The organism is Ectothiorhodospira mobilis, from assembly GCF_016584115.1.
Lineage (GTDB): Bacteria > Pseudomonadota > Gammaproteobacteria > Ectothiorhodospirales > Ectothiorhodospiraceae > Ectothiorhodospira > Ectothiorhodospira mobilis.
Map to the genome: position 1 here is coordinate 13,883 of NZ_NRSK01000003.1, position 24,635 is coordinate 38,517.

Here is a 24,635-nt window from a genome sequence, read left to right on the forward strand (position 1 = left end):
TCAATGATCCGGCCCGGCGGCCGATAGATCAGGGCATGAAACGCTTCCTTCTCATCGGCATGCTCCTGGGCCTGGCGTCCGCCCCCTGTGGCGCCGTGGACTATACACCGCGCCTCTCCGAGACCCTGTGGTCCTTCGAGCAGGAGGGGGACGATTGTGTCCTGCGCCAGTCCATCCCCCGCTACGGCGAGGTGCGCTTCACCGTGGGCAAGGACCGGGACCTGCAGTTGGAGGTTCACCCGGTACGCCCCCTGGCCGCACCCGGGAAGGGGCGCATGGCCGTGCACCCGCCGGCCTGGCGCCACGATCTCTCGCGGCGGGATCTGGGGGTGGTGCCGCTGCTGGCGGGGGAGGTGCTGACCGTGCTGGGGCGGGAGCGGGCCCTGGAGGTCTTCTATGCCCTGGAGACCGGCCACGAGGTGCGCCTGGAACATGCGGCAGGGGGGAACGAGGCGGTGCGGATCACCCTTTCCCCCTCCCGTTTCCGTCAGGTGCTGGCGGATTTCCGCCCCTGCCTGGATCGCCCCGCCCGCATCGATTTCCCCGTGATCCGTCACTGGCGGGTGCAGTTCGACTTCGACGAGGCCCGGCTGCGGGAGACGGCCCGGCCCACCCTGGAACAGGCGCTGCAGCGGCTGCGGGAGAATCCCCGCACCCGTCTGGTGCTGGGTGGGCATGCCGATGCCCAGGGGGAGATGGATTACAACCGGGACCTCTCCCGGGAACGGGCGGCCGCCGTGCGGGACTGGCTGGCGGACCAGGGCGTGGACCCCGGGCGCATGGAGATGCGGGTCTTCGGCGAGTCCTGGCCCCTGGAGGCGGCCTCGGAGGAGGAGGCCTGGGCCCGCAGCCGGCGGGTGGACCTGTGGTGGACCCTGCCCGGGGGGTGAGCAGGATCAGAACAGGCGCAGCCCCGCGAACAGCAGGCCGGTGCAGGTGACGATGAAGCCCACCAGCCAGAGGAACTGGCGGTCATGGCGGCGCAGCATCTCGTCGAAGCGCTGGTCCACCCGTTCAAAACGCCTGTCCACCTGTTCGAAGCGCCGCTCCACCTGCTCGAAGCGCCTCTCCACCTGTTCAAAGTGCTGTTCCACCTGCTCGAAGCGCCGCTCCACCTGTTCGAAGCGCTGATCGATCTGTTGAAAACGTTTCTCCATCTGTTCGAAGCGCTGATCCACCTGCTCAAAGCGCTTCTCCATCTGCTGGAACCCCTGGTACATCAGTTCCCGCTGGTGCTTCAGTTCCTCCTCCACGCGCACCATGCGTTCGCGCAGTTCCAACTCGTAGACCGCCGGGGGCTTGCCCAGGCTCTGCTCGGCCAGCCATTCCCCCAGATGGGACTTGATGAATTCGATGTCTTCCTGGGCCAGGGCCATGGGTCCACTCTCACGGCAGGTGATTCAATCGCATTCTAGCGGGCCCATGGGCCGGGCCCAAGCGCCTCCCGCCCGGGATGAGACGGCCCGGGCGTGGTCTTGTTCCGGAAAAGCGCCGCTTTTCGCTATACTGTCCGGTCCGGATCATTCCTTATCTCTACCAGGGGTTGCCTTTACATGGCCAGTGATGTGAACAAGGTCGTGCTCGCCTATTCCGGCGGGCTGGATACGTCGGTCATCCTCAAGTGGCTGGAGGAGACCTACGGCTGCGAGGTGGTCACCTTCACCGCCGACATCGGCCAGGGGGAGGAGGTGGAACCGGCCCGGGCCAAGGCCCAGGCCCTGGGGGTGAAGGAGATCTACATCGAGGACCTGCGGGAGGAATTCGCCCGGGATTTCGTCTTCCCCATGTTCCGCGCCAACACCGTCTACGAGGGGGAGTACCTGCTGGGCACCTCCATCGCCCGCCCCCTCATCGCCAAGCGTCTGGTGGAGATCGCCCATGAGACCGGCGCCGACGCCGTCTCCCACGGGGCCACCGGCAAGGGCAATGACCAGGTGCGCTTCGAGCTGGGGGCCTATGCCCTCAAGCCGGGCATCCGGGTCATCGCCCCCTGGCGCGAATGGGATCTCAACTCCCGGGAAAAACTCCTGGCCTACGCCGAGAAGCACGGTATCCCCGTGGAGATGAAGCGCGGCAGCCAGTCCCCGTACTCCATGGACGCCAACCTGCTGCATATCTCCTACGAGGGCAACCAGCTGGAGGATCCCTGGTTCGAGGCGGAGGAGGACATGTGGCGCTGGACCGTGTCGCCGGAGGCGGCACCGGACCGTCCGGAGTACCTGGAGATCCGTTTCGAGAACGGCGATCCCGTGGCCATCAACGACGAACGCCTGAGCCCGGCCACCCTGCTGTCGCGGCTGAACCAGGTGGGCGGGGCCCATGGCATCGGCCGTCTCGATCTGGTGGAGAACCGCTACGTGGGCATGAAGTCCCGGGGCTGCTATGAGACCCCCGGGGGCAGCATCCTGCTGCGCGCCCATCGGGCCATCGAGTCCATCACCCTGGACCGGGAGGCGGCCCATCTCAAGGATGAGCTCATGCCCCGTTATGCCAGCCTCATCTACAACGGCTACTGGTGGAGCCCCGAGCGGCGCATGCTGCAGGCCCTGATCGACGCCTCCCAGGCCCATGTCAACGGCGTGGTGCGCCTCAAGCTGTACAAGGGCAATGTCACCGTGGTGGGGCGCAAGTCCGAGGCCGATACCCTGTTCGATCCCCATATCGCCACCTTCGAGGACGATGCCGGGGCCTACGACCAGAAGGACGCCGAGGGCTTCATCAAGCTCAACGCCCTGCGCCTGCGCATCGGCGCCCGGCGGGGCGATTGAGCCTTCCCGGGGGCTTGCCCCCGGCGCAGGGAACGGACAAGACACGAGGACGCTTCATGCCCTCATCCCATTGTGGACGATCCAGGGGCCTGCTGGCGGGCGTTGCGCTGCTCTGCCTGGCGGGCTGCGCCAGCGTGCCCGAGGCCTCCCGCGATCCGCGGGACCCCTGGGAGGGGTACAACCGGGCCATGTTCCAGTTCAACGATACCGTGGACCGGGCCGTGCTCAAACCCGTGGCCCAGGGCTACGAGCGCTACACCCCGGAGCCGGTGCGCACCTCGGTGGGCAACTTCTTCTCCAACCTGGGGGATGTGGGCATCCTGGCCAACGATGCCCTGCAGGGGAAGTTCCACGAGGCGGCGGTGGATCTGACGCGGCTGATCATGAACACCAGCTTCGGCCTCTTCGGACTGCTGGACGTGGCCAGCCCCATGGGCCTGGACAAGAACAACGAGGATTTCGGCCAGACCCTGGGACGCTGGGGGGTGCCCTCCGGTCCCTATCTGGTGGTGCCCTTCCGGGGGCCCGGCACCCTGCGCGACGCCCCGGCCGAACTGGTGGACGGGCGCGTCCATCCCCTCTACACCTACCACGAGCATCCCGACCAGGAGGCCCTCACGGCGCTGGGCCTGGTGGATCGGCGTGCGGACCTGCTGTCGGTGGAGCGCAGCCTGGAGGGGGTCGGCGGGGACCGCTACGCGGCCATCCGCAACGCCTATCTGGAGCGACGGGACTATCAGGTGCGGGACGGGGCCCCATCGGAGTCGGACTATGACCTGCTGCGCGAGCTGGAAGCCTGGGATGAGGAATAGCCAGCAACACATGGCCCGGATGCCTGGAGGCGGCCCATGTATGCCCTGATCCGCCCCTTCGTGCAGCTGATCCTGATGCGCCAGGGGCCGGAGGACCTGCCTGCCTCGGCCCTGCTCATGTGGCTGTGCGTGCTGGCCTACCTGGTCCTGGGGCTGGTGGTCACCGTGCCCTTCTTCTCCTTCCAGGTGGCGGTGTTGCAGTCCGGCATGGAGCTGGGCCTGCTGGCCCTGTTCAGCGCCAGCCTCCTGAACAGCCGTGGGCTGCGCCCGCGCTTTGTCCAGACCTTCACCGCCCTGTTGGGGGTGGGTGTGCTCATGGGGCTGCTCATGCTGCCGCTGGTGTACAGCCTGCGGGGCGCGGAGAATCCCCAGGAGATCCCGGCCCTGGCCACCATCGCCTATCTGATCCTGCTGGGCTGGCTGCTCACCGTTTACGGGCATATCCTGCGCAGCGCCCTGGATCTGCGCAGCCTCTCCGGCGGCATCGCCCTGGCGGTGTTCTATCTCATCCTCACCGCCGTGGCCGGCGAGGCCCTGTTCCATCTGTTGTCCCCATGACCCACATCCATATCCTGGGGATCTGCGGCACCTTCATGGGCGGGGTGGCCCTGCTGGCCCGGGCTGCCGGCTACCGGGTCACCGGTTCCGACCGCCACGTCTATCCCCCCATGAGCACCCTGCTGCAGGCCCAGGGCATCGCCGTGGCCGAGGGCCATGATCCGGCCCACCTGGATCCGGCCCCGGATCAGGTGGTCATCGGCAACGTCATGCGCCGCGGCGATGCGGTGGTGGAGGCGGTGCTGGATCGCGGGCTGCCCTACACCTCCGGGCCCCAGTGGCTGGCGGAGCACGTGCTGCGGGACCGCTGGGTGCTGGCGGTGGCCGGGACCCATGGCAAGACCACCACGGCGAGCCTGCTGGCCTGGATCCTGGAGGATGCCGGCCTGGATCCCGGTTTCCTCATCGGCGGCGTGCCGGAGAACTTCGGCCTCTCCGCCCGGCTGGGGGGCGGTCCCTTCTTCGTGGTGGAGGCGGACGAGTACGACACCGCCTTCTTCGACAAGCGCTCCAAGTTCGTCCACTATCGGCCGCGCACCCTGGTGCTCAACAACCTGGAGTTCGATCACGCGGATATCTTCCCGGATCTGGAGGCCATCGAACGGCAGTTCCATCATCTGGTGCGCACCGTGCCCGGCAGCGGCCGCATCCTCTGCCGCGCCGGGGATCCGGCCCTGGAGCGGGTCCTGGCCCGGGGGTGCTGGACACCGGTGGAGCGCTTCGGGCTCGCACAGGACCCGGCCCCCTGGCGGGCGCAGCCCCTGACATCCGATGCCGGTCGCTTTTGCATCCTGGGCGGGGATCCGCTGGAAGGGGATCGGGAAATCGGGCGGGGGGAATCACTGCTGCCCGGGGAGCATAACCTGTGCAACGCCCTGGCGGCCCTGCTGGCGGCCCGTCACGCCGGGGTGTCCCTGTCGGCGGGGCTTTCGGCCCTGGGACGTTTCCGGGGGGTGAAGCGCCGTCTGCAACTGCACGGTGAGGTGGCCGGGGTACGGGTCTACGACGACTTCGCCCATCACCCCACGGCCATCGCCGCCACCCTGAAGGCCCTGCGGGGGCGGGTGGGGGAGGGGCGCATCCTGGCGGTGCTGGAGCCGCGTTCCAACACCATGCGCATGGGGGTGCACCGGGATACCCTGGCGGGGGCGCTGGCGGCGGCCGATGAGGTATGGCTGTATGCCCCCGAGGATCTGGGCTGGGACATGGCCCCGGTGGTCCGGGCACTGGGGGGGCGGGGACACGCCCGGGAACGCGTGGAGGACCTGGTGCAGGCCCTGGCGGCCCGGGTGCGCCCCGGGGACCACGTGCTGGTGATGAGCAACGGCGGTTTCGGCGGCCTCCACGAGCGCCTGCTGGCGGCCCTGGAGCCGGTCTGAAGGGCGGGTTCCATTCCCAGCCGCATGCGACTGGGCCATAATGCGGGGCTTTGCCCTACCGGAGTCCGAGCCATGATCTCAGCCGAAGAATTCGCCGCCCACCGGGAAGGGTTCCAGGCCTTTGTGGCCACGGTGCACCGCTTCGCGGGCCTGCTGTTCGTCCTCACTTTCCTGGGCTATGGCGCCGCCGTCTGGGCCTGGTTCCAGGGGGCGTCCTGGACGGCGCTGATCGTGGCCACCCTGTCCTATCTCTTCTTCCGCCAGTTCCGGCGGCTGTCGGTGAACCTGGCCCACCTGCGTTATGCCTCCCGCCCCGAGCATCAGGCCATGCTGAACCTGCTGGACCGGGCCCTGGAGCAGGATAAGCCCCATGTGGTGCTCAGCCAGCTGGAGTCCATGGTGCACGATGCCCGGCGCCGGGCGGCCCAGGGACAGTCGGAGGAGCCTCCGGAGGGGTGAATCCTCAGAGCCGGATGTCCTGGCCCAGTTTGCGGCCCAGCACCCGCTGCAGGACCGACACCAGTTCATCGCCGGAGCGCTCATCCAGCCACTGCCCCGCGTCGGCATCGAAGCGGAAGTGGGCCGGTCCTTCGGGGGAGGCAAGCCAGAGCTGACGCACCGCCTCCTGGCGGTTGAGGATGATCTGGCCGCCGTCGTCGAATTCCACGGTCAGCACCCCGTCCACCAGGTCCATGTCCAGGTCGGCCAGGGCGTCCACATTCCCCATGCGTTCCATGAGGTCCTCCAGGGTCTGTTCCGCCTGCAGGGCGAAGGAGGGTTGGGTCATGGGCTGCGATCCTCGAATGATGGTCCAATCCCGACGGTATCACTTCCCTCCGGGCTTTGGAATCGGCCTGCATGGCCGCTGCTGCGGTATCCCGGGCGGGATGGGGCTGCCCGTTGGTTGTCGGCCTGCATCCCCTCCACAGGGGGCATTGGGATGCCTTCCGGGGCTCATTCCATCTCCGGGTCCATATCCGCGCCGGGGACCCAGCCCAGCTCCCGGGCACGGGCGATGGCCGCGTCGTGGATGCGGGCATGGCGTTCCCGCAGTTCCGGGGGCAGATTCGCCACCCGCAGGCCATGCCGGTCCCAGGCGGCGGCCACCTGGTCGTGGAGTTGCTGCAGCTGCTGGCGGGTCCAGCCCTCGCAGGTCTCGTCCTCCGGCAGGATGCCGAAGACCCAGGCGTCCTTGATGAGGCCGCCGATGGGGGTCATGCCGCCGAAGCGGTCGTTGTGGATCCCCACATAGCCCTGTTGATCCCGCGCAGCCATGGTGTCGTCTCCTGAAAAGGGGTGCGGACATGCTACCTTTGCCAGTCTAGGTGCGCCATCCCCGCCGCCGCGGGAGGCCCCGCGCCCATCTGACTTCGCCATGGCCCGAGCATGACCGAACCACACGCCCCTCAAGATGCCCGTCCCCTGCGCTTTTACTACCGGGTGGCCCTCAAGCTCCTGTCCCTGGCAGGGGTGGGGGCCCTGGCCCTGGTGATGCTCAGCGGCCTGCTGGGGAGCTGGTTCGGCGGCGAGGAGGGCAAGGCGGCGCCCGGCCGGACGGTGGACCTTGCGGATCTTTCCCCGGGGAAGATCCGCAAGGTGGCCTGGGACGGACGGCCCGTGTGGATCCTGCGCCGCACCCCGGCCATGGAGGCGGCGGATGCCGGTACCGCGGACCGGCTCTATGATCCGGCCTCCCGCCTGAGCCGTCAGCCCGATGCCTATCGCAATGCCCACCGCTCCGCCTCCCCCGAGTGGTTCGTCTTCATCGCCCTGGGCACGGATCTCAACTGCCCCCTGGACTACGTGCCGCCCGGTTCCGGGGACGAAGGGGAGGGGGATGCCTGGGATGGGGGCTTTGTGGACCGGTGCCGGGGCTCGCGCTATGACTTCGCCGGACGCGTGCTCCAGGACCAGCCGGCACGCCGCAACCTGGAGGTGCCGCCCTACCGGCTCGTCTCCGATACCCGGCTGGTGCTGGGGGAGGCCCCCAGGTAGACGTCGAAGCGGGTGCTGTTCCCGGGGACGGAGAAGTCGGGGGGCTGCTCCGCCAGGGGCTGGGCCCGGACCGGACGTTTCACCACCACCCGCTCCCGTGCCGCCGCCCGGGCGGCCTGCAGCAGATGGTCGGCGTCGGGATCGTCCCCCACCAAGGCGCGGAAGACCCGCATCTCCTTTTTCACCAGGGCCTGCTTGTCCCGATGGGGATACATGGGGTCCAGGCACACCACGCCGGCGGTGTGGGCCGCCAGCCCTGCCAGGGCATCCACCCGTTGCAGGGTCATGCGTGACGTCACCTCGGGGAGCTGCAGGGCGGCCCGGCGCAGGCCGTCCTGCAGCAGGGCGGCGATCACCGGGTGACGCTCCAGCAGGAGCACCCGGCAGCCCAGGGTGGCCAGGATGAAGGCATCCCGCCCCAGTCCCGCCGTGGCGTCCATGACCTGGGGGCGGTGTCCCCCCTTGAGCCCCGCGGCCCGGGCCAGGGGTTCCCGGCGGGGGCTGACGTGGGAGCCGCGGTAGCCCAGCCGGCCCCCGGTGAAATCCACGTACACCGGCCCCGGTGCCCCGGGTCCCGCCTGGCGCAGTTCCAGGCGTTCCTCGGTGCAGGCCAGGTACAGCCCTTGCGCTGGCGGGGCGGAGGTCATGGCCAGCCCCAGGGTGTCGGCTAGGCGCTGCGCCTCGGTCCCGCGTGCCGGCGCCTCACATACCAGGTGTTCCATGCCCGGCCCTTTTAGTAATGGGGTGGAGGCGGTTCGGGGGACGGGTCCTGGGGCGGACCCGCGGCCATGACCTCCGCCAGGCGCTGGCGCAGGGTCTCCATCTGGGTGCGCAGGGATTCCAGTTCCCGCTGCTGGCGGTTCACCGTATCGTTCAGGGCCTGGATGTGGTCCTCCTGGTGGGCCAGGCGGAATTCCAGTTCACAGAGGCGTTCTTCGGGGCTTGGGGACATGGTCGTTCAGGGGTTCACCTGGTTGCGGGGGCGGCCCTCCCGGAAGGCACGGATATTGTCTGCCAGCCCGGCCACCATGCGTTGACGCGATTCCACCGCCGCCCAGGCCACATGGGGGGTGACGATGAGGTTGGGGATGTCCCCGGCCAGCAGGGGATGATCCGCCGGCGGGGGCTCCGGCTCCAGCACGTCGATGCCCGCGCCCCCGAGGGTGCCCTGGCGGAGGGCGTGGGCCAGGGCCTCGGCGTCCACAATGCCGCCCCGGGCGGTGTTGATGAGCAGGGCGTCGGCTGGCATGGCGGCCAGGCGCCGGGTGTCCATGAGACCGCGGGTCTGGGGGGTGAGGGGGCAGTGCAGGCTCACCACGTCGCTGCTGGCCAGCAGGGTGTCCAGCGGCACCCGCTCCGGGTCCGGCGGCCCGCCGGCCAGGCTCCGGGCCACCACCACCTCCATGCCGAAGGCCCGGGCGGCCTGGGCCGTGGCCCGGCCCAGCACGCCATGGCCGATGATCCCCAGGCGCCGGCCCGCCAGTTCGCGGATGGGGTGATCCAGCAGGCAGAACTGGCGGCTGCGGGACCAGGCCCCGGCACGCACGTCGGCATCGTAGCGGGGCAGTTGCACCGTCAGGGCCAGGATCAGGGCGAAGACATGCTGCACCACCGAGGCGGTGGCGTAGTCGCGCACGTTGCACACCGGGATACCCAGGCGACGGGCCGCCTCCAGATCCACGTTGTTGGTGCCCGTGGCGGCCACACAGATCAGACGCAGGTCCGGGGCCGAGGCCAGGGTATCGGCATCCAGCACCACCTTGTTGGTCACCACCACCTGCGCCCCGGACAGGCGCCCGGCCACGTCCTCCGGCGGGGTATGGGCGTGGAAGGTCCATTCCCCCAGGGCTTCGTGCAACGGCCCCAGGTCCAGGTCGCCGCGATCCAGGGTCTCCAGATCGAGGAAGACACCGCGTTCAAGCTGCATGGAAGGTCCTTGCGAGGGCAAAGGGAAGGGAGGCATGGGGAACCGGGCCCCGGCCAGCCGGGGCCCGGTGGGGGCGATGGCTTCAGTTGTCGCCGCTGAGCAGGGCGAAGAGGTTCATCAGGTGCATGAAGAGCACATAGATGTTGGCGAACAGGGAGACGGTCATCACCACGTAGTTGGTCTCGCCATCATGCACCATGCGGCTGGTGTCCCAGAGGATGGCGGCGGAGATGAGCAGTACCACCGCCGAGGAGATGGCCAGGGACAACGCCGGCAGGGCCAGGAAGATATTGGCAATGATGGCCGCCAGGGCCACGAGCAGCCCCACGAACACGAAGCCGCCCAGGAAGCTGAAGTCCTTGCGGGTCACCAGGGCGTAGGCGGAGAGACCCACGAACACCACCGCCGTGGAGGCCAGGGCGCCGCCGACGATGGCCGGTCCGTTGGGCAGGGCCAGGTAGAGGCCGACGATGGGGCCGAGGATGTAGCCCATGATGCCGGTGAAGGCGAAGGTCAGCGGCAGGGCCCAGACACTGTTGCGCAGGGCCTGGATGCCAAAGGGCATGCCGATGAACACGGCCAGCATCACCAGCCAGTGTACCGGCTGGGCCCCCACGGCCAGGGCCACGAAGGCCATGGCGGCGCTGAAGGCCAGGGTCATGGACAGCAGCAGGTAGGTGTTGCGGATGACCTTGTTGGTGGCCAGGACGCCTGTCCCGGCCTGGGGGGTGGCCACGCTGCGCACGCGTTCAGTCGCCATGTGGGAATTCCTCCGGTGGTTGCATGAAACGTCATCGGCGCCCCTGGGGCGCCCTTCGGGGCCTGGTGCCCCGTGCCGGGGCTAAGGTACTCGAAATCATTGCGTCCGGGCAAAGACTGCCCCGGGTCCCCGCCCCGAGGTTGTGGGGGCGCGGGCGCCCCCGGTAGACTATGAGACCCTAAGCAGTACCCCCGCGTTCACGGAAGGGTGGCAGAGCGGTTGAATGCACCGGTCTTGAAAACCGGCGATGGGCGACCATCCGTGGGTTCGAATCCCACCCCTTCCGCCATCTCGAAAAAATCCAGTATCTGAAGCGGCCGCCTGGCTGCGGAGGCTTCCGGTTCTCCGGACCCCCGAAGGTGCCTTTGCGCCCCTCGGAGCGATCCCTCTCGTATATCCTCCCTGGTATGGATGGCCGGTGGCCGCAGCATTCCGATGCCCTGCGGAGCCCGTCCCTATCTGCGGGGCGGGGCATCGATCTCCCTGTCCACACGGAGGAATCTCCCCTCATGAAAATGAAAAACTGGACTTATGCCCGCAACGGGAACCGGATCCTGGATCTGAATCCCGTGGTGTTCGTGGCCTCGGCGGTGATCATCCTGGGCTTTGTGGCCGCCAGCTTCATCTGGCTGGATGTGATGGCCGAGGCCTTCAATGCCACCCAGGCCTGGATCGCCAACACCACCGGCTGGTTCTTCGTGCTGGCCATCAACCTGATCCTGTTCTACGTGATCTATCTGGGGTTATCCCGCTATGGCCGGTTGCGGCTGGGGGGCGAGGAGGCCCGGCCCGAGTTCTCCCTGCTGGGGTGGTTCTCCATGCTGTTTTCCGCCGGCATGGGGATCGGGCTGCTGTTCTACGCCGTGGCCGAGCCCATGTATCACCTGCTGACGCCGCCCCACGGGGCCGAGGCGGGTTCGCTCATGGCCTATAAGGACGCCATGCGCACCACCTTTCTGCACTGGGGTCTGCACCCCTGGGGGGTCTATGCCCTGGTGGGGCTGGCCCTGGCCTTCTTCGCCTTCAATCTGAAGCAGCCCCTTTCCGTGCGCTCCATCTTCTATCCGGTGCTGGGGGATCGCATCTACGGGCCCTGGGGGCATTTCATCGACATCATCGCCACGGTGGCGACCCTGTTCGGCGTGGCCACGTCCCTGGGGCTGGGGGTGAGCCAGGTGAACGGGGGACTGAACCACCTCTTTGGCATCCCTGAGAATCCCCTGGTCCAGGTGGTGCTCATCGTGCTGATCACCGCCATGGCCACGGCCTCGGTGGTGGCGGGGCTGAACCACGGTATTCGCCGGCTCTCGGAGATCAACATGGTCGGCGCGGCCCTGCTGCTGTTGATGGTCCTTTTGGTGGGGCCGACCCTGTTCATCCTCAACGGCTTTGTGGAGAACGTGGGGCTGTATCTCAACGACTTCTTCTACCTGGCCTTCTGGAACGAGACCTACTCGGCCGGGGACTGGCAGAACGCCTGGACGGTGTTCTACTGGGGCTGGTGGATCGCCTGGTCCCCCTTCGTGGGCATGTTCATCGCCCGGGTCTCCCGCGGCCGCACCATCCGCCAGTTCGTGGCGGGGGTGCTGCTGGTGCCCACCCTGGCCACCTTTGTCTGGCTCTCCATCTTCGGGGACGCTGCCATGTACTTCGAACTGTTCAAGGACGGCGGCATCGCCCAGGCGGTGCAGGAGAATCTGACCACCTCCCTGTTCGTTTTCCTGGAGACCCTGCCCGCCACCACCTTTACCGGCGGCATCGTGACGGTGCTGGCCACCATTTCCGGGGTGCTGGCCACCCTGATCATCGTGACCTTCTTTGTCACCTCGTCGGACTCCGGTTCCCTGGTGATCGACATGATCACCGCCGGGGGTAAGGCGGATCCGCCGGTGGCCCAGCGGGTGTTCTGGGCGGTGACCGAAGGGGTGGTGGCTGCGGCGCTGCTGGTGGCCGGCGGCCTTTCGGCCCTGCAGACGGCGGCCATCGCCACGGGTCTGCCCTTCGCCATCCTGCTGGTCTTTCTCATCTGGAGCCTGCAGCGGGGGCTGTCCCGCTATCAGGCCAACGGCAGGGTCTGATCCGGCCGGGCCCGGCATCTACGGATGCCGGGTCCGATTCCCCAAGAAAATGGGGTCTGTCCCCTTTTCCCCTTTTCCCACTCTTATCCCGTTTCCAGCGCTTTCTCAGGCCAGTTCATCCTGGTGGTCCATCCCAGGGGTTCACCATCCTGTCATGAACAGGCGTTAGGTTTCCGGTCTTCGTTCTCTGCGGCTCCCCCGCACTGCCTTCCAGGACCGGATGTCATGAAGATCCTTACACGCCTCATGATCGGTGCCACCGTGCTCACCGGGCTGGCCGTGCTCCTCTCGGCCGGGGTCACCGGCCTGCTTGCGCAGCGGGGGGCCTCCCAGGTGATCGAGCACGGCATCCAGCAGCAGTTCGGTGCCGTGGCCAGCGGGCGCCGGGCCCGGCTGGAGGATGAGATGGCCGATATCCGCCATCTGCTGGAGACCCTGGCCCACGGCCGCATGGTCCAGGACGCCGTCTGGGGTTTCAAAGAGCCCTATGTCTCCTATCGCTACGAGGTGGCATCCGAACCCACGCAGACCCTGCGCGGGCAGATGGCATCCTGGTACCGGGAGACCTACGCCCCCCTGTACCGGGAGCGGACCCACGGTGAGGAACTGGACCCGCGTCCCTGGGTGGAGGCCATGTCCCATGAGGCCCTGTTGCTGCAGCGGTACTACATGGCCGATAACCCTCATCCCCCATCACAGCTGGAGGCCCTGGTGGACCGCGGGGATGCCACCATCTATGGGCAGCAGCACCGCCGCTATCACGCCAGCTTCCGGGATACGGCGCAGCGCTGGGGATTCAATGATCTGATGCTGGTGGATGCCGCCTCCGGGGCGGTGATCTACACCGTGGACAAGGGGCCGGTGTTCGGTACCTCCCTGCGCAACGGGCCCTTCGCCGATACCCATCTGGGGCGCCTGGTGGCCCGTATGGCCGGGGACCGGGAGGCGGACCGTTTCCGCATGAGCGGCTTCCGGGCCTTCCCGGGGCGCTTTGGCCGGCAGGTGGTGTTCATGGCCGTGCCGGTGTTCCATGCCGCCTACAGCCCAAAGCGGGCCGTGGGGATCCTGATCGCGGAGATCCCGGCAAGTCGCTTCACCGACCTCATGACCGATGGCGGCGCCTGGCGCCAGGCCGGGCTGGGGGAGACCGGCGAGGCCTATCTTGTGGACGGGGAGGGCCGCATGGTGACCGAACCCCGGCCCATGCTGGAACAGGGGACGGATTTCCTGCAGCGGCTGCGGTCGGCGGGGCGCGGCGGTCCCTGGCTGGCCTTGGCAGAACGCCGGGGCAGGGTGAGCGGCCATTTACGCCTGGACAACACCGCCGTGCAGGCGGCGCTGTCCGGGGACTCCGGCATGGGGGTGGGGGAGGACTATCTGGGACGCAGCATGTATATGGCCTGGGCGCCGGTGGATCTGGGCGGGCACCGGATGGCCCTCATCACCCAGCAGGCCCCGGAGGAAATCCGGGCGCCCCTGCAGCACATGCGCCGTGACGTGGCCCTGGGGGCCCTGCTGGCGGTGGCGCTGCTCTCCCTTGCCGCGGCGCTGGCCTCCTATGGATTTGCCCGCATGATCAGCCGTCCCCTGCAGGACCTGGCCCGGGCGATCACCGATGCGGCGTCCTCCCGCGACCTGGGCCGGCGGTTCTCCACGGGGCGGCGCGATGAGATCGGCAGGATCGCCGAGGCCCTGGATGGTTTCTTCGCGGAACTGGAGACGATCATCCGCGAGATGGTGCGTCTTTCCGGGCGCGCCGCGGACGCGGCGGAGGGCAATGCCGGTACCGCCCGGGGGTGTCTCGATTCGGTTCACGGCCAGCACGAGGCCCTGGATGTCATCAATCGCGAGTCCGATGCCCTGGAGACCGCCACCCGGCGTATCGTGGAACGCATGGACCGGGCCTCGGAATCGGCCCGCAGCGCCGCGGAGCGCGCCGCCGAGGGCCGCCGCCAGGTGGATGACGTGGCCCGTCTCATGGACCGCCTGGCACAACAGGTGAGCGAATCCGGAAGCCGCCTGCATGAGCTGCAACAGGCGGTGGGGGATATCGATTCCGTCCTGGGCACCATCCAGAAGGTGGCGGACCAGACCAATCTCCTGGCCCTGAATGCCGCCATCGAGGCGGCCCGGGCCGGATCCCAGGGACGGGGCTTTGCCGTGGTGGCCGAGCAGGTGCGGTCCCTGGCGGGGGAAACCCACAAGGCCACGACGCGCATCCACGGCATGGTGGAACGGCTCAATACCAATATGACCGAGGTGGTGGAGGCCATGGAACTGGAACGGGGCACCGCCGAGCAGTGTGTCTCCCGCACCGGCGAGGCGGTGGGGGCCCTGGGGGCCATCAGCGAGGTGGTGGAGACCATCCAGGGCATCACCGGGGAGGTGGCCGGGGAGACGGAGACCCAGATGGGCAATACCGAGAGTATGCGTCACAAGCTGGATCAGCTGGTGGAGGAGGCCAATCAGACGGAGCAGGCCATGGGTCGGCTGGCCGGGGCCGCCGATGAGCAGAAGGACATGGCCGCCGAGCTGGCACGGCACACGGGCCAGTTCCGGGTGCAGTGATGCATACCCGCGGTTACGGGGATGCGGGGAAAGCGGCCCCGGGAATCAAGGCTTTCCATGCCTTCGGGGGCTGATACACTGAGGCGGTCCCCAATGCTGGAAGAGACGTGCCATGAGCGATGCCGAAGGCCCCCGGGAACCCGTTTCTCCTCCGCTCCCCCAGTTCCAGACCGACGAGGCCGGAACGGCCCTCTATGCGGCTCCCCCGTCCCCGGGGCAGCCCCTGGATGCGCAGGTGGTGCGGGCGGCCCTGGCGGAGGCCGGCTACGGCGATTGGGCCATCCTCGATGCGGGGCTGAAGGCCCTGGTCCGGGGCCAGGGGGGGGATGCCCCGGTACTCCTGGCCCGGGCCCTGGACGGGGCCATGGCCCTGAAGGTCCAGGGCAGGGGACGGGAGGCCGTGCTGCATCTGGACCCGCCCCAGGGAGGACAGCCGGTCACCCTGGAACAGGTGCGCGAGGCCCTGGCCCAGCAGGGGGTGGTGCACGGCATCGACGAGGCCGCCCTGGAGGCGGCGGTGAAGGCGGGACAACAGGCGCACCAGGAGGTGGTGGTGGCCGAGGCCACCCCGCCGGTGCATGGCGAGGACACCCGTTTCGAATCCCTGGTGCCGGAGGCACATCACCGCCGGCCCCGGGTGGATGAACGCGGCCGGGTGGATTACCGCGACCTGGGGGGGGTGGTGCAGGTGAGTCCGGGCACGCCCCTGATGCGGCGCCATCCCGCCACCCCCGGCACCCCCGGGCGGGACATCTTCGGCGGTGTACTCCCGCCGAAGCCGGGCAAGGAATACGCCTTCGATGCCCATCTGCGCAACGCCGAACGGGACCCCGGGGATCCGGATCTGCTGCGGGCCGGCATCCAGGGGGTCCCCTCGGTGGTGGACCGGGGGGTGATGGTGGACGATCTGCTGCAGGTGGATGGGGTGGACCTGTCGGTGGGGCATCTGCGCTTTGACGGCACCGTGCAGATCCGCCACGACGTGGTGGAGGGCATGCACGTGGAGGCCACCGGCGACATCCATGTGGGCGGCATGGTGGAGGGGGCCCGGCTGGAGGCGGGCGGTGACATCGTGGTGCACAAGGGGGTGGTGGGCCGTCTGGACCAGGGGGAGCCCACGGCGGTGCTCCGGGCCGGTGGCGGGGTGTCGGCGCATTTCATCGAGAACGGCCGTGTGGAGGCCCATCACCTGCTGGTGCGGGAGCAGTTGGTGCACTGTCGCGTGAGTGTGCATCAATCCGTCATGATCGGCCCCGAGGGGGCCCGCAAGGGGCAGATCATGGGCGGCGAGGTGCGCGCCGGGCATCTGCTGGACTGCCGTCTGCTGGGCGGCCCCAACGGCCCTCATACGGTGGTGGCGGTGGGTCTGGATCCAGAGGCCCAGGACCGGCTGGCGGCGGTGGAGAGTCAGTTGCAGGAGAAACGGCGGCTGCAGGAGGAGCTGGACAAGACCCTGCGTTTTGCCCGCGCTCATCCCGAGCGGGTGAAGCCGGATTTCCTGGAGCGTGCGGGCAACACCCTGGCCCAGACCCGCGAGGCCCTGGCGGCACTGGAGGCCGAGTGGGAGGAGCGGATGCAGGACTTGCAGCAGGCCCAGGGGGCGTGTATCCAGGTGCGCGGGCGCGCCTATCCCGGCGTGGAGGTGCGCATCGGCGACCGCGTGCGCAGGCTCAGCAATGAATCCGTCGGCGGCCTGTTCCTGCTCCGGGACGGGGAGATCATCTTCGATCATGCCCTGTGAATATCTCCCGCTGGATAGGGGTGCTCACGCAAAGGCGCAAAGGCGCAAGGAGGGGAAGTCCACTAGCGGAAATGGGGCCTTACCGGTGTATTTCTTTCTTGGCGTCTTCGCGCCTTGGCGAGACAACTCGGACCACAGCCCACAGCCGGCGATGACGGGAGAGGGCGATGGCCCCGCGCGCCGGCGGTGGGTAAAATCCGGCGGGGCAAACCAACCACACCAAAAGAAGGAAGATTGCCGTGATCGTGATGATTCTGGGCCTGGTGCTGTTCCTGGGCACACATTCCCTGCGCATCTTCGCCGAGGACTGGCGTGCCGCGCGTATCCAGCAGTTCGGGGAAAAGGGGTGGACGGGGATCGTCTCCCTGGTCTCCCTGGTGGGCTTTGTCCTCATCGTCTGGGGCTTTGGCATGGCCAGGGCCCAGCCCGTGGTGCTCTGGGTGCCGCCGGGCTGGACCTTTCATGTCAACGCCTTGTTCTCCCTGGTGGCCTTCGTCTTCCTGGCGGCGGCCTACGTCCCGGGCAATCACATCAAGGCCTGGGTGGGTCATCCCATGGTCATCGCCGTGAAGGCCTGGGCCCTGGGGCATCTGCTGAGCAATGGCAGCCTCGCCGACATCCTCCTGTTCGGTTCCTTCCTGGTCTGGGCCATCCTCTCCTTCCGCGCGGCCCGCAAGCGGGATGCACTTCAGGGATCGACCCCTGCTGCCGCTAACCTCAAGGCGGATGCCATCACTGTGGCCGCAGGTCTGGCCGGATACCTGGCCTTTGTGTTCTTCCTGCACATGTGGCTCATCGGACGGCCCGTGATGTGACCCGCACAGGGCCTGCCGGGCAGGCCCCGCCGCCCGATGCCGTCCCGGGCCGTGCCCGGGGCGGCATATACGATTCGGCGGCCATTGGTGAATCTCAGGGGGTCTGACCATCCATGAAGAAGAATCTGCCGGTCACAGGCAGGGAATGCCCCTTCGCGTCCAGCGCGAACATCCTCTCCACCACGGACCTGAAGGGTGCCATCACCTACGTCAATGACGACTTCGTGGACATCAGCGGCTTCGACCGGGACGAACTGCTGGGCCGCAATCACAACATCATCCGCCATCCGGATATGCCCCCCGAGGCCTTCCGGGAGCTCTGGGCCTGCCTTAAGGCCGGACGCCCCTGGATGGGCATGGTCAAGAACCGTTGCAAGAACGGCGATCATTACTGGGTGAGCGCCTATGTGATGCCCATCCGCCGGGAGGGACGCATTGCGGAATACCAGTCGGTACGCACCCGCCCGCATCGCGATCTGGTGCATCGGGCGGAGGCGGTCTACGCGCGCATCATGGCGGGGCATACCCCGCTGGCCCTGCGCCTGCCCCGGCTGGCCATGCGCTGGCTGCTGCCCCTGGGGGTGCTGCTGGCCGCGCCGGTGGCCCTTCTGGCCCTGTTGCCCCTGGGGGCTGCCTCCGGTGGTGTGGCCCTGGGACTGGCTGTGGCCGCCCTGGCCGGCGGGCTGGCCGCCGCCGGTCTCACGGCCCCCCTGTCCGGCCTGCGCACCCGCGCCCGGGAGGTGGCCCACAACCCCCTGGGTCAGTACGTCTACACGCGGCGCATGGATGAATACGGAGAGATCGAGTTCGCCCTGCGCATGCTGGCTGCGGAGACCGGGGCTGCGGTGGGGCGTGTGGCCGATGCCGCCGTCCACCTTTCCGGTCATGCCGACGGCATGGTGGCCGCCGTGCGCAGCACCCGGGAGGGTATCCTGCGCCAGCAGGCGGAGACGGATCAGGTGGCCACGGCGGTGAACGAGATGACCGCCAGCGTCCAGGAGGTGGCGCGCAACGCCCAGCATGCGGCGGATGCGGCCCATGCGGCGGCCGGCAGTTCCGAAGATGGCAGCGGCGTGGTGAAGGAGGCCGGGGAGGCCATCGGGGAACTGGCCCGGGAGGTGGAACGGGCCGCCTCGGTGATCCAGGAACTGGAGGGCAGCACCGGCGAGATCGGCGCCGTGCTGGATGTGATCCGGGGCATCGCCGAACAGACCAACATGCTGGCCCTGAACGCCTCCATCGAGGCGGCCCGGGCCGGCGAGCACGGCAAGGGGTTCGCCGTGGTGGCGGACGAGGTGCGCGGCCTGGCCTCCCGCACCCATGAATCCACCCAGAAGATCCGCGACACCATCGAGCGCTTGCAGGAGGCGGCCCATTCCTCCGCCGAGGTGATGCAGCGGGGCCGTGGCCAGGCGGATCACAGTGTGCAGCAGTCCCGGGAGGCGGCCTGTTCCCTGGAGGCCATCGCCGAACGGGTGTCCGCCATCACCGACATGAGCGCCCGCATCGCCGCCGCGGTGGATCAGCAGAGCACCGCCAGCGAGGACATCAACCAGAGCGTCACCCGCATCCGTGAGCATGCCGACAGCAATGCCCAGGATAGCGAGCGCATCGAGCAGGCGGTCACCGGCGTGGCGGGGCTCTCGGGGGATCTTCGGGTGCTGGCCAAGCAGTTCTGGGACCGCATCGGTAAAGATTGAGGCAGGCCGCGTCCCGCCCCGCGGCACCGGGGCAGGTACGCCCTTCGGGGGATAGCATGAAGAAAAACCATCCGGTGACCGGGAAGGAGAAGACCTTTCCCGAAAGCACCAACATCCTCTCCACCACGGATCTCAAGGGCATCATCACGGACGTGAACCGGGACTTTGTGGAGGTGAGCGGCTTCTCCGAAGAGGAGTTGCTGCATAAGAACCATAACGTGGTGCGCCATCCGGACATGCCGCCCGCCGCCTTCCAGGACCTGTGGGACACCATCAAGGCCGGGCGCCCGTGGATGGGCATGGTGAAGAACCGTTGCAAGAACGGGGATCACTACTGGGTGAGCGCCTACGTGATGCCCATCCGCCGGGACGGGCGCATCGCGGAGTACCAGTCGGTGCGCACCCGCCCCCCCAGGGAACGGGTGGAGCGGGCGGAGGCCGTCTACGCCGGCATCAACGCCGGGCGCCTGCCCCTGGCCCTGCGTCTGCCCCTGAAGGGGGTACGGGCGCGTCTGGCCGCCGCCCTGGGGGGGGCGGCGCTGCTGGGGACGGTGGCGGGGCTCCTGGCCGGGGCCCCGGCGGGGCCGATGCTGCTGGCGGCGGCGCTGTTCCTGGCCCTGTCCGGGGCCTGGGCCGGATGGGCCACGCGGCCGCTCATGCGCCTGCGGGACCGGGCCCGGGCCGTGGTGCACGATCCCCTCTGCCAGTACATCTACACGCGACGCACGGATGAGTACGGCGAGGTGGCCTTCGCCCTGGACATGCTCTCGGCGGAGACCGGGGCGGCGGTGGGCCGGGTGGCGGAGGCCACACGGCGCCTGACGGCGCAGATCCGGGAGATGGCCGGGGTGGTGGGGCATGCCCGGGAGGAGATCCTGCGCCAGCAGTCGGAGACGGATCAGGTGGCCACGGCGGTGAACGAGATGGCTGCCAGCATCCAGGAGGTGGCGCGCAACGCCCAGGAGACCGCCGATTCGGCGGAATCCGCCGACGGCAGCGCCGCCCAGGGACGCCGTGTGGTGGTCTCCACCGGGGAGGCCATCGGCCAGCTCACCGATGAGGTGGAGAAGGCCACCGAGGCGATCCACGGCCTGGAGCAGCGCAGCGAGGAGATCAGCACGGTGGTGGACGTGATCCGCGAGATCGCCGAGCAGACCAACCTGCTGGCCCTGAACGCCGCCATCGAGGCGGCGCGTGCCGGGGAGCAGGGCCGGGGTTTTGCCGTGGTGGCGGACGAGGTGCGCAGCCTGGCCTCCCGCACTCAGGGGGCCACGGAGGAGATCCGCGGCATGATCGAGAAGCTGCAGGCGGGGGCCCATTCCTCGGTGCAGGTGATGGGCCAGAGCCGGGAGCAGGCGGAGCGCAGCGTGGGCCAGGCGGACGGGGCGGCGCGGTCCCTGGAGGAGATCACCCGCAACGTGAGCGCCATCAGCGAGATGAGCGTGCAGATCGCCACGGCGGTGGACGAACAGCGCAGCGTCAGCGAGGAGATCAACAACAGCATCTCCAACATCCGCGCCTCGGCCGATGGCAACGCCCAGTCCATCATGGACATCGAACGCTCCGCCGGCGAACTGGAGACCCTGTCCCAGCACCTGGAGGTGCTGGCGGCGCAGTTCTGGAACCGCCGGACCTAGCCGGGAAGGTGCCGGGGCGGGATCTTCAGCCGCCGAAGGCCTCCAGGGCCCGGGCCAGGGCCTCGTGTTCCCGGGCATGGGTCTGCACCGGCACGCCCGCGGTGATGGCGTCCCAGGCCTGGCGCAGGCTGGCGGCCCCCGCCCGGGGGCCCTGGGGATGACCGAAGACGCCGCGGCCGGGGACAAAGCCAAAGTCCACCGTGCCCAGCTTTTGATACACCCCCTCCAGGGTGGCGGCGGAGTCGCTGCCCCCGGGTACCGGCAGGGCGGGGCGGAGGTTCCCCATGGGCTCCAGGCAGGCGCGCACGTTGGCCATCACCTCCGCCTCACTGGTCATCATGCGCGGGCCAAAGCCCGGCATGATGATGACGTCGCATCCCGCCAGGCGCTGCAGCCGGGTCATCACCCGGCTGTGGATGCCGTAACGGGGCAGACGGCTGAAGGCGGCGATGAAGGGGAAGTGGGCCACCAGGGGCACGCGGGCATGGCGGCGCAGCATGCGCACGCCGGACAGACCCACCGGCAGGGCATTGACCATTACCGCGTTGGCCCCCCGCTCCACCGCCAGGTCGTGCAGTTCCACCAGCCGGTCCACCTCGTCGGTGATGTTGGCCAGGTAGATCTTGGGATCGCCGGTGGCCGCCTCCGCCTCCCGGCGGGCGGCCCCCAGATGGCGGCAGCGCTCCGCCAGGGGGGACCACTCCGGGTCCGCCAGCATCTCGTCGTCCTTGGCGATGTCCAGCCCCCCCATCCAGGCCTCGCGGCCGATCTCGGAGAAGGCATCCGGCGGCAGGCCGATGTTGGGCTTGATCACGCCGAAGAAGAGGGGGCGATGGAAGGCGTTGAGCCGTTCGCGCAGGCCCTGGACACCGAACTGCGGTCCCTGGAAGTGTTCCAGGAAACAGCCGGGGAAATGGATGTCCATGAGCTTGATCAGGGGCACCCCGGGGGTGAAAAAGGGGCCCTCGCCGCAGACGGCGGAGAGCAGGTTGGGCAGGCGCGGGCCGAAATTCCCGTGGGGATGGGCGATGCGTACACGGCAGGCGTGCACCGGCCCCTCGGGGCCCTGCTCCAGGGGATAGCTCGGCCGTTCCCGCCGCTCCAGCACCTCCAGTTCCAGCACCTTGGCCCCGAAACGGGGTCGCAGGTCCTCGTCCACCCCCACGCGGCGCCACTGGGCTGTGGACTGCTCGCTGCACAGGTGGGCGGCGGCGAAGCGGGGATCCCCCACGCATTCCAGTTCGTAGTCCAGGATCAGGTGATCCTCGGGGTCGATGCCGCCGGGAGTGGTGAAAAAACCTTCCAGGTCGCGGGCGTCCATGGGGTCACTCCCGGCTGCCGGTGAAATGGGCGAGGAGCCGGCGCTCCGGCCGGGGGCCGTCCAGCTCGATGAAGAAGATGGACTGCCACTGCCCCAGGCAGAGCTCGCCGTCCAGGATGGGCAGGGTCTCGGAGGCGTTCATGAACAGACCCATGAGATGGGCATGGGCATTGTCCCGGCCGTCCACCGGGGCCTCGTTGTGGCGGTAGTCCCCGTCCCTTGGCACCAGGCGCTTGAGGTGGGTGAGCATGTCCTCCTGCAGCCGCGGTTCCTTCTCGTTGAGATTGACGAAGGCCGTGGTGTGCCGGGAGAGGAGGGTGACGCTGCCGTTGCGGATGCCGCTCTGGCGGTGATGTTCGCGCACCGCTTCGGTCACATCCAGGATCTGGATGGGGGCCTGGGTGACCAGGGGAATGCTGTACTGGACGGTGTGCATGGGATGCGGGGGAGGGGAGATGGGCCGGCAGATGAAGCTAGCCGGGGCGCCCGGGGGTGTCAAGCGGGGGGAGAGGCCGTCCGCCCCTTCCCCCCGCAGGATCGTGCCGGGGCACAGGATCAGCCGGCGTTTTCCCCGCTGGCCTGCTCGGGGCGCGAGGCCTGGGGCCGCTGGGCGGACTGCTTGCGCGGACCGATGCCCACCAGGTGCAGCATCACCGGGAAGATGGCCACCGCGCCGGCGGCGCCCATGCCCAGGCTCACCAGGATCAGGGAGAAGTAGTCGATCCAGCCGATCAGATCACCCCAGGTGGCATGGGTGGAGCCCGGCAGCAGGATCAGGGTGAGCACGAAGGCGAACACGCCAAAGCCGATGGAGGTCTTGATGGCCAGGCCCGCCTTGTTGCGGCGCCCGGAGATGCGCTTGAAGTACCACCCCAGCAGGATCAGGTCCAGCAGGATCAGGGGGATCAGAAACCAGAGCATGCCGCGGAAGAATTCCAGCATGACGAACAGGATGCCAGTGATCGAAAAGGCCATGATGCGTTCCTCTTGCAGTCTTTTTGGGCACGGCGCGGGGCAGGCATCGCCATGGCCCGCACCGGATCATGAGATGAGTCCGCCTCAGATGCGGCCGCGGAGCATGGCGCGGTAGGCCGGCAGCAGCAGGTAATCCTTCATCAGCCATGAGGTCCAGCGGGGCTCGTAGGGGGTGATGATGGGGAAGGACGGGATCATCTTCAGGTCGTAGTCGAATTCCAGCAGGATGGCGCGGCCCACCCGGGTGATCAGGGGGCAGGAGGTGTAGCCGTTGTAGCGGGCCGTGTTCTCCTTGTCCTGGATGGTCTGGATCAGGTTCTCCACCGCCACGGGCACCTGTGCCTTGACGCTGGCGGAGGTCTTGCCGATGGGCACACCGTTGACGTCCCCTGCGCCGAAGACATTGGCATAGCGCAGGTGCTGCAGTTCGTACTGGTCCACCTCCAGCCAGCCCGCGAACTTGCTCTCCGCCGGGGCGGCCAGGGGGCTGTTGCGCAGCGCATCCGGGGCGCTCATGGGGGGCACCACGTGGATGAAATCGTAGTCCAGGGTGCGGTCCCCCTCGGGGGTGGCGAAGGTGGCGGTGCGGGCGCCCGGGTCGATGGCCTTGAGGGGGTGATCCCAGTCGATCTGGATGCCCCGGCCGGGCAGGTGCTCGGTGAGGAAGTCATGGATGTCCGGCTGGGAGAACAGGCTCCTGGCCGGGGGCAGGTAATGCATCTCGGCCCGGTCGCGGGTGCCGCGCTCATTGAGCCGGTTCTCGGTGAGCATGGTCATCTTCAGCGGCGCCCCGGCGCATTTGATGGCCCCCGGTGCCCGGGTGAACAGGCCCACGCCCCCCTCGGTGGTGAAGCGGTCGATGGCCTGCCAGGTGGCCTGGGCGGTGTCGGGGCGGTCGTAGACACAGCCGATGCCGTGCTGGCCGATGAGATCCCGGGACATGCCCTCGATGTCGGAATAGTTGATCTGCAGCCCGGTGGTGACCAGCAGGTAGTCGTATTCCACCGTTCGGCCGTCCTCGGTCATCACCCGGTTGTTGTCCGGGTCGTATTCCGCCACCATGTCGTGGACCCATTCCACATCGGAGGGGAGGTAGCGCGCGTTGCGGTCCGTGACCTTGTCCGCCCCCCACAGCCCCGAGGCCACCAGGGTCAGCCCCGGCTGGTAATAATGGGCCTCCTGGCGGTCGATGATGGTGATGCGGGCCCCGTCCAGCTCCCGCGACAGCCGTGAGGCGGAAGACAGGCCCGCGGCGCCGGCGCCGACGATGACGATGCGCGCGCTGGTGGGTACGGCCCGCGCAGGGCGGGATACGAGGAGACCGCTGGCGGTGGCCCCTGCCATCAGCGCCCCGCCCCCGGAGAGCCGCAGGAAGTTCCGGCGCGACATGCCGGAGGATTCCAGGGCGCGATGGACGGCGGCTCGGATCTTCTTGTCGTCTTGGCTCATAACTGACTTCACTCCATAGCTCTAGGTGGCCGGCGCATCTCCGGGGGATCGGTGCGATGCCCGGTGTTGGATTTTCTAGCACACGCCAATGCGGCGGCCATTATAAGCATATTAACATGTCGTCCGCGCGTCCCGGGCCGTGAATCGTTACA

24 protein-coding genes and 1 tRNA gene are annotated in these 24,635 nt (G+C 68.4%); 14 read left to right on the forward strand and 11 right to left on the reverse strand.

Annotation, left to right across the window (positions count from 1 at the left end):
• The first annotated feature begins 35 nt into the window (after positions 1-35).
• Positions 36-890 carry a MotY family protein gene (locus tag CKO33_RS01925; protein ID WP_200178797.1) on the forward strand — a complete coding sequence of 285 codons (855 nt, stop codon included), beginning with the start codon at positions 36-38 and terminating at the stop codon, positions 888-890.
• 6 nt (positions 891-896) lie between these two features.
• Here CKO33_RS01925 and CKO33_RS01930 read toward each other — a convergent pair whose 3' ends face one another.
• A complete protein-coding gene (locus tag CKO33_RS01930; protein WP_200178799.1) occupies positions 897-1,376 on the reverse strand; it encodes a hypothetical protein in 480 nt (159 codons plus the stop codon).
• 177 nt (positions 1,377-1,553) lie between these two features.
• Here CKO33_RS01930 and CKO33_RS01935 point away from each other — a divergent pair, with 177 nt between their 5' ends.
• The 5 genes from CKO33_RS01935 to CKO33_RS01955 all read left to right on the forward strand — a co-directional run bounded on the left by CKO33_RS01935 (position 1,554) and on the right by CKO33_RS01955 (position 5,976).
• Positions 1,554-2,768 (forward strand): argininosuccinate synthase, encoded by a 1,215-nt coding sequence (locus tag CKO33_RS01935; RefSeq protein WP_200178801.1) that lies wholly within the window; start codon positions 1,554-1,556, stop codon positions 2,766-2,768.
• Between the two features lie 56 nt (positions 2,769-2,824).
• Complete coding sequence (locus CKO33_RS01940; RefSeq protein ID WP_200178803.1) at positions 2,825-3,580, forward strand: MlaA family lipoprotein; 756 nt, start codon at positions 2,825-2,827, stop codon at positions 3,578-3,580.
• A 36-nt stretch (positions 3,581-3,616) separates the two neighbouring features.
• A complete protein-coding gene (locus CKO33_RS01945; RefSeq protein WP_200178805.1) occupies positions 3,617-4,138 on the forward strand; it encodes a hypothetical protein in 522 nt (173 codons plus the stop codon).
• Positions 4,135-5,517, forward strand: coding sequence for a UDP-N-acetylmuramate:L-alanyl-gamma-D-glutamyl-meso-diaminopimelate ligase (gene mpl, locus CKO33_RS01950; protein ID WP_200178807.1), 1,383 nt, complete (start codon positions 4,135-4,137; stop codon positions 5,515-5,517). Before CKO33_RS01945 ends, mpl begins: the two co-directional genes overlap by 4 nt.
• A gap of 72 nt (positions 5,518-5,589) precedes the next feature.
• The gene (locus CKO33_RS01955) at positions 5,590-5,976 is read left to right on the forward strand and encodes a hypothetical protein (RefSeq protein ID WP_200178809.1); all 387 of its coding nucleotides are present in this window, start codon (positions 5,590-5,592) and stop codon (positions 5,974-5,976) included.
• Between the two features lie 4 nt (positions 5,977-5,980).
• Here CKO33_RS01955 and cyaY read toward each other — a convergent pair whose 3' ends face one another.
• Together cyaY and CKO33_RS01965 are read right to left on the reverse strand one after the other, a co-directional pair.
• Positions 5,981-6,304 (reverse strand): iron donor protein CyaY, encoded by a 324-nt coding sequence (cyaY, locus tag CKO33_RS01960; protein ID WP_200178813.1) that lies wholly within the window; start codon positions 6,302-6,304, stop codon positions 5,981-5,983.
• Positions 6,305-6,471: 167 nt separating this feature from the next.
• The gene (locus CKO33_RS01965; RefSeq protein ID WP_200178814.1) at positions 6,472-6,792 is read right to left on the reverse strand and encodes a hypothetical protein; all 321 of its coding nucleotides are present in this window, start codon (positions 6,790-6,792) and stop codon (positions 6,472-6,474) included.
• Between the two features lie 111 nt (positions 6,793-6,903).
• On the opposite strand from CKO33_RS01965, the gene petA reads away from it, so the two are divergent.
• Positions 6,904-7,512 carry a ubiquinol-cytochrome c reductase iron-sulfur subunit gene (gene petA, locus CKO33_RS01970; RefSeq protein WP_200178815.1) on the forward strand — a complete coding sequence of 203 codons (609 nt, stop codon included), beginning with the start codon at positions 6,904-6,906 and terminating at the stop codon, positions 7,510-7,512.
• Here petA and CKO33_RS01975 read toward each other — a convergent pair.
• The 4 genes from CKO33_RS01975 to CKO33_RS01990 all read right to left on the reverse strand — a co-directional run bounded on the left by CKO33_RS01975 (position 7,461) and on the right by CKO33_RS01990 (position 10,199).
• The gene (locus tag CKO33_RS01975; RefSeq protein WP_200178817.1) at positions 7,461-8,234 is read right to left on the reverse strand and encodes a class I SAM-dependent methyltransferase; all 774 of its coding nucleotides are present in this window, start codon (positions 8,232-8,234) and stop codon (positions 7,461-7,463) included. The genes petA and CKO33_RS01975 overlap by 52 nt on opposite strands.
• A gap of 11 nt (positions 8,235-8,245) precedes the next feature.
• Positions 8,246-8,464, reverse strand: a complete 219-nt coding sequence (locus CKO33_RS01980) for a SlyX family protein (protein ID WP_200178819.1) — start codon at positions 8,462-8,464, stop codon at positions 8,246-8,248.
• A 6-nt stretch (positions 8,465-8,470) separates the two neighbouring features.
• A complete protein-coding gene (locus CKO33_RS01985; protein WP_200178821.1) occupies positions 8,471-9,439 on the reverse strand; it encodes a 2-hydroxyacid dehydrogenase in 969 nt (322 codons plus the stop codon).
• Between the two features lie 82 nt (positions 9,440-9,521).
• Entirely contained in the window at positions 9,522-10,199 is a 678-nt protein-coding gene (locus CKO33_RS01990; protein ID WP_200178823.1) for a Bax inhibitor-1/YccA family protein, read from the reverse strand.
• A gap of 201 nt (positions 10,200-10,400) precedes the next feature.
• On the opposite strand from CKO33_RS01990, the gene CKO33_RS01995 reads away from it, so the two are divergent.
• The 7 genes from CKO33_RS01995 (at position 10,401) to CKO33_RS02025 (ending at position 20,738) form a co-directional block, all read left to right on the forward strand.
• A tRNA-Ser gene (locus CKO33_RS01995) sits at positions 10,401-10,488 on the forward strand.
• A 226-nt stretch (positions 10,489-10,714) separates the two neighbouring features.
• Entirely contained in the window at positions 10,715-12,277 is a 1,563-nt protein-coding gene (locus tag CKO33_RS02000) for a BCCT family transporter (protein WP_242472424.1), read from the forward strand.
• 225 nt (positions 12,278-12,502) lie between these two features.
• Positions 12,503-14,845, forward strand: a complete 2,343-nt coding sequence (locus CKO33_RS02005; RefSeq protein WP_200178827.1) for a methyl-accepting chemotaxis protein — start codon at positions 12,503-12,505, stop codon at positions 14,843-14,845.
• 112 nt (positions 14,846-14,957) lie between these two features.
• Positions 14,958-16,586 (forward strand): FapA family protein, encoded by a 1,629-nt coding sequence (locus tag CKO33_RS02010; RefSeq protein ID WP_200178828.1) that lies wholly within the window; start codon positions 14,958-14,960, stop codon positions 16,584-16,586.
• A gap of 248 nt (positions 16,587-16,834) precedes the next feature.
• Positions 16,835-17,401: an NnrU family protein gene (locus CKO33_RS02015; protein WP_207146417.1), complete on the forward strand. Its 567-nt coding sequence runs from the start codon at positions 16,835-16,837 to the stop codon at positions 17,399-17,401.
• A 113-nt stretch (positions 17,402-17,514) separates the two neighbouring features.
• A complete protein-coding gene (locus CKO33_RS02020; protein WP_200178831.1) occupies positions 17,515-19,101 on the forward strand; it encodes a methyl-accepting chemotaxis protein in 1,587 nt (528 codons plus the stop codon).
• Positions 19,102-19,157: 56 nt separating this feature from the next.
• Entirely contained in the window at positions 19,158-20,738 is a 1,581-nt protein-coding gene (locus CKO33_RS02025; protein WP_200178832.1) for a methyl-accepting chemotaxis protein, read from the forward strand.
• Between the two features lie 25 nt (positions 20,739-20,763).
• Here CKO33_RS02025 and CKO33_RS02030 read toward each other — a convergent pair whose 3' ends face one another.
• From CKO33_RS02030 to CKO33_RS02045, 4 genes are all read right to left on the reverse strand, one after another.
• Positions 20,764-22,059, reverse strand: a complete 1,296-nt coding sequence (locus tag CKO33_RS02030; protein WP_200178833.1) for a RuBisCO large subunit C-terminal-like domain-containing protein — start codon at positions 22,057-22,059, stop codon at positions 20,764-20,766.
• A 4-nt stretch (positions 22,060-22,063) separates the two neighbouring features.
• The gene (locus tag CKO33_RS02035; protein WP_200178834.1) at positions 22,064-22,495 is read right to left on the reverse strand and encodes a secondary thiamine-phosphate synthase enzyme YjbQ; all 432 of its coding nucleotides are present in this window, start codon (positions 22,493-22,495) and stop codon (positions 22,064-22,066) included.
• A 119-nt stretch (positions 22,496-22,614) separates the two neighbouring features.
• Complete coding sequence (locus CKO33_RS02040; protein ID WP_200178835.1) at positions 22,615-23,034, reverse strand: hypothetical protein; 420 nt, start codon at positions 23,032-23,034, stop codon at positions 22,615-22,617.
• Between the two features lie 84 nt (positions 23,035-23,118).
• A complete protein-coding gene (locus CKO33_RS02045) occupies positions 23,119-24,483 on the reverse strand; it encodes an NAD(P)/FAD-dependent oxidoreductase (RefSeq protein WP_200178837.1) in 1,365 nt (454 codons plus the stop codon).
• Between the last annotated feature and the right edge of the window lie 152 nt (positions 24,484-24,635).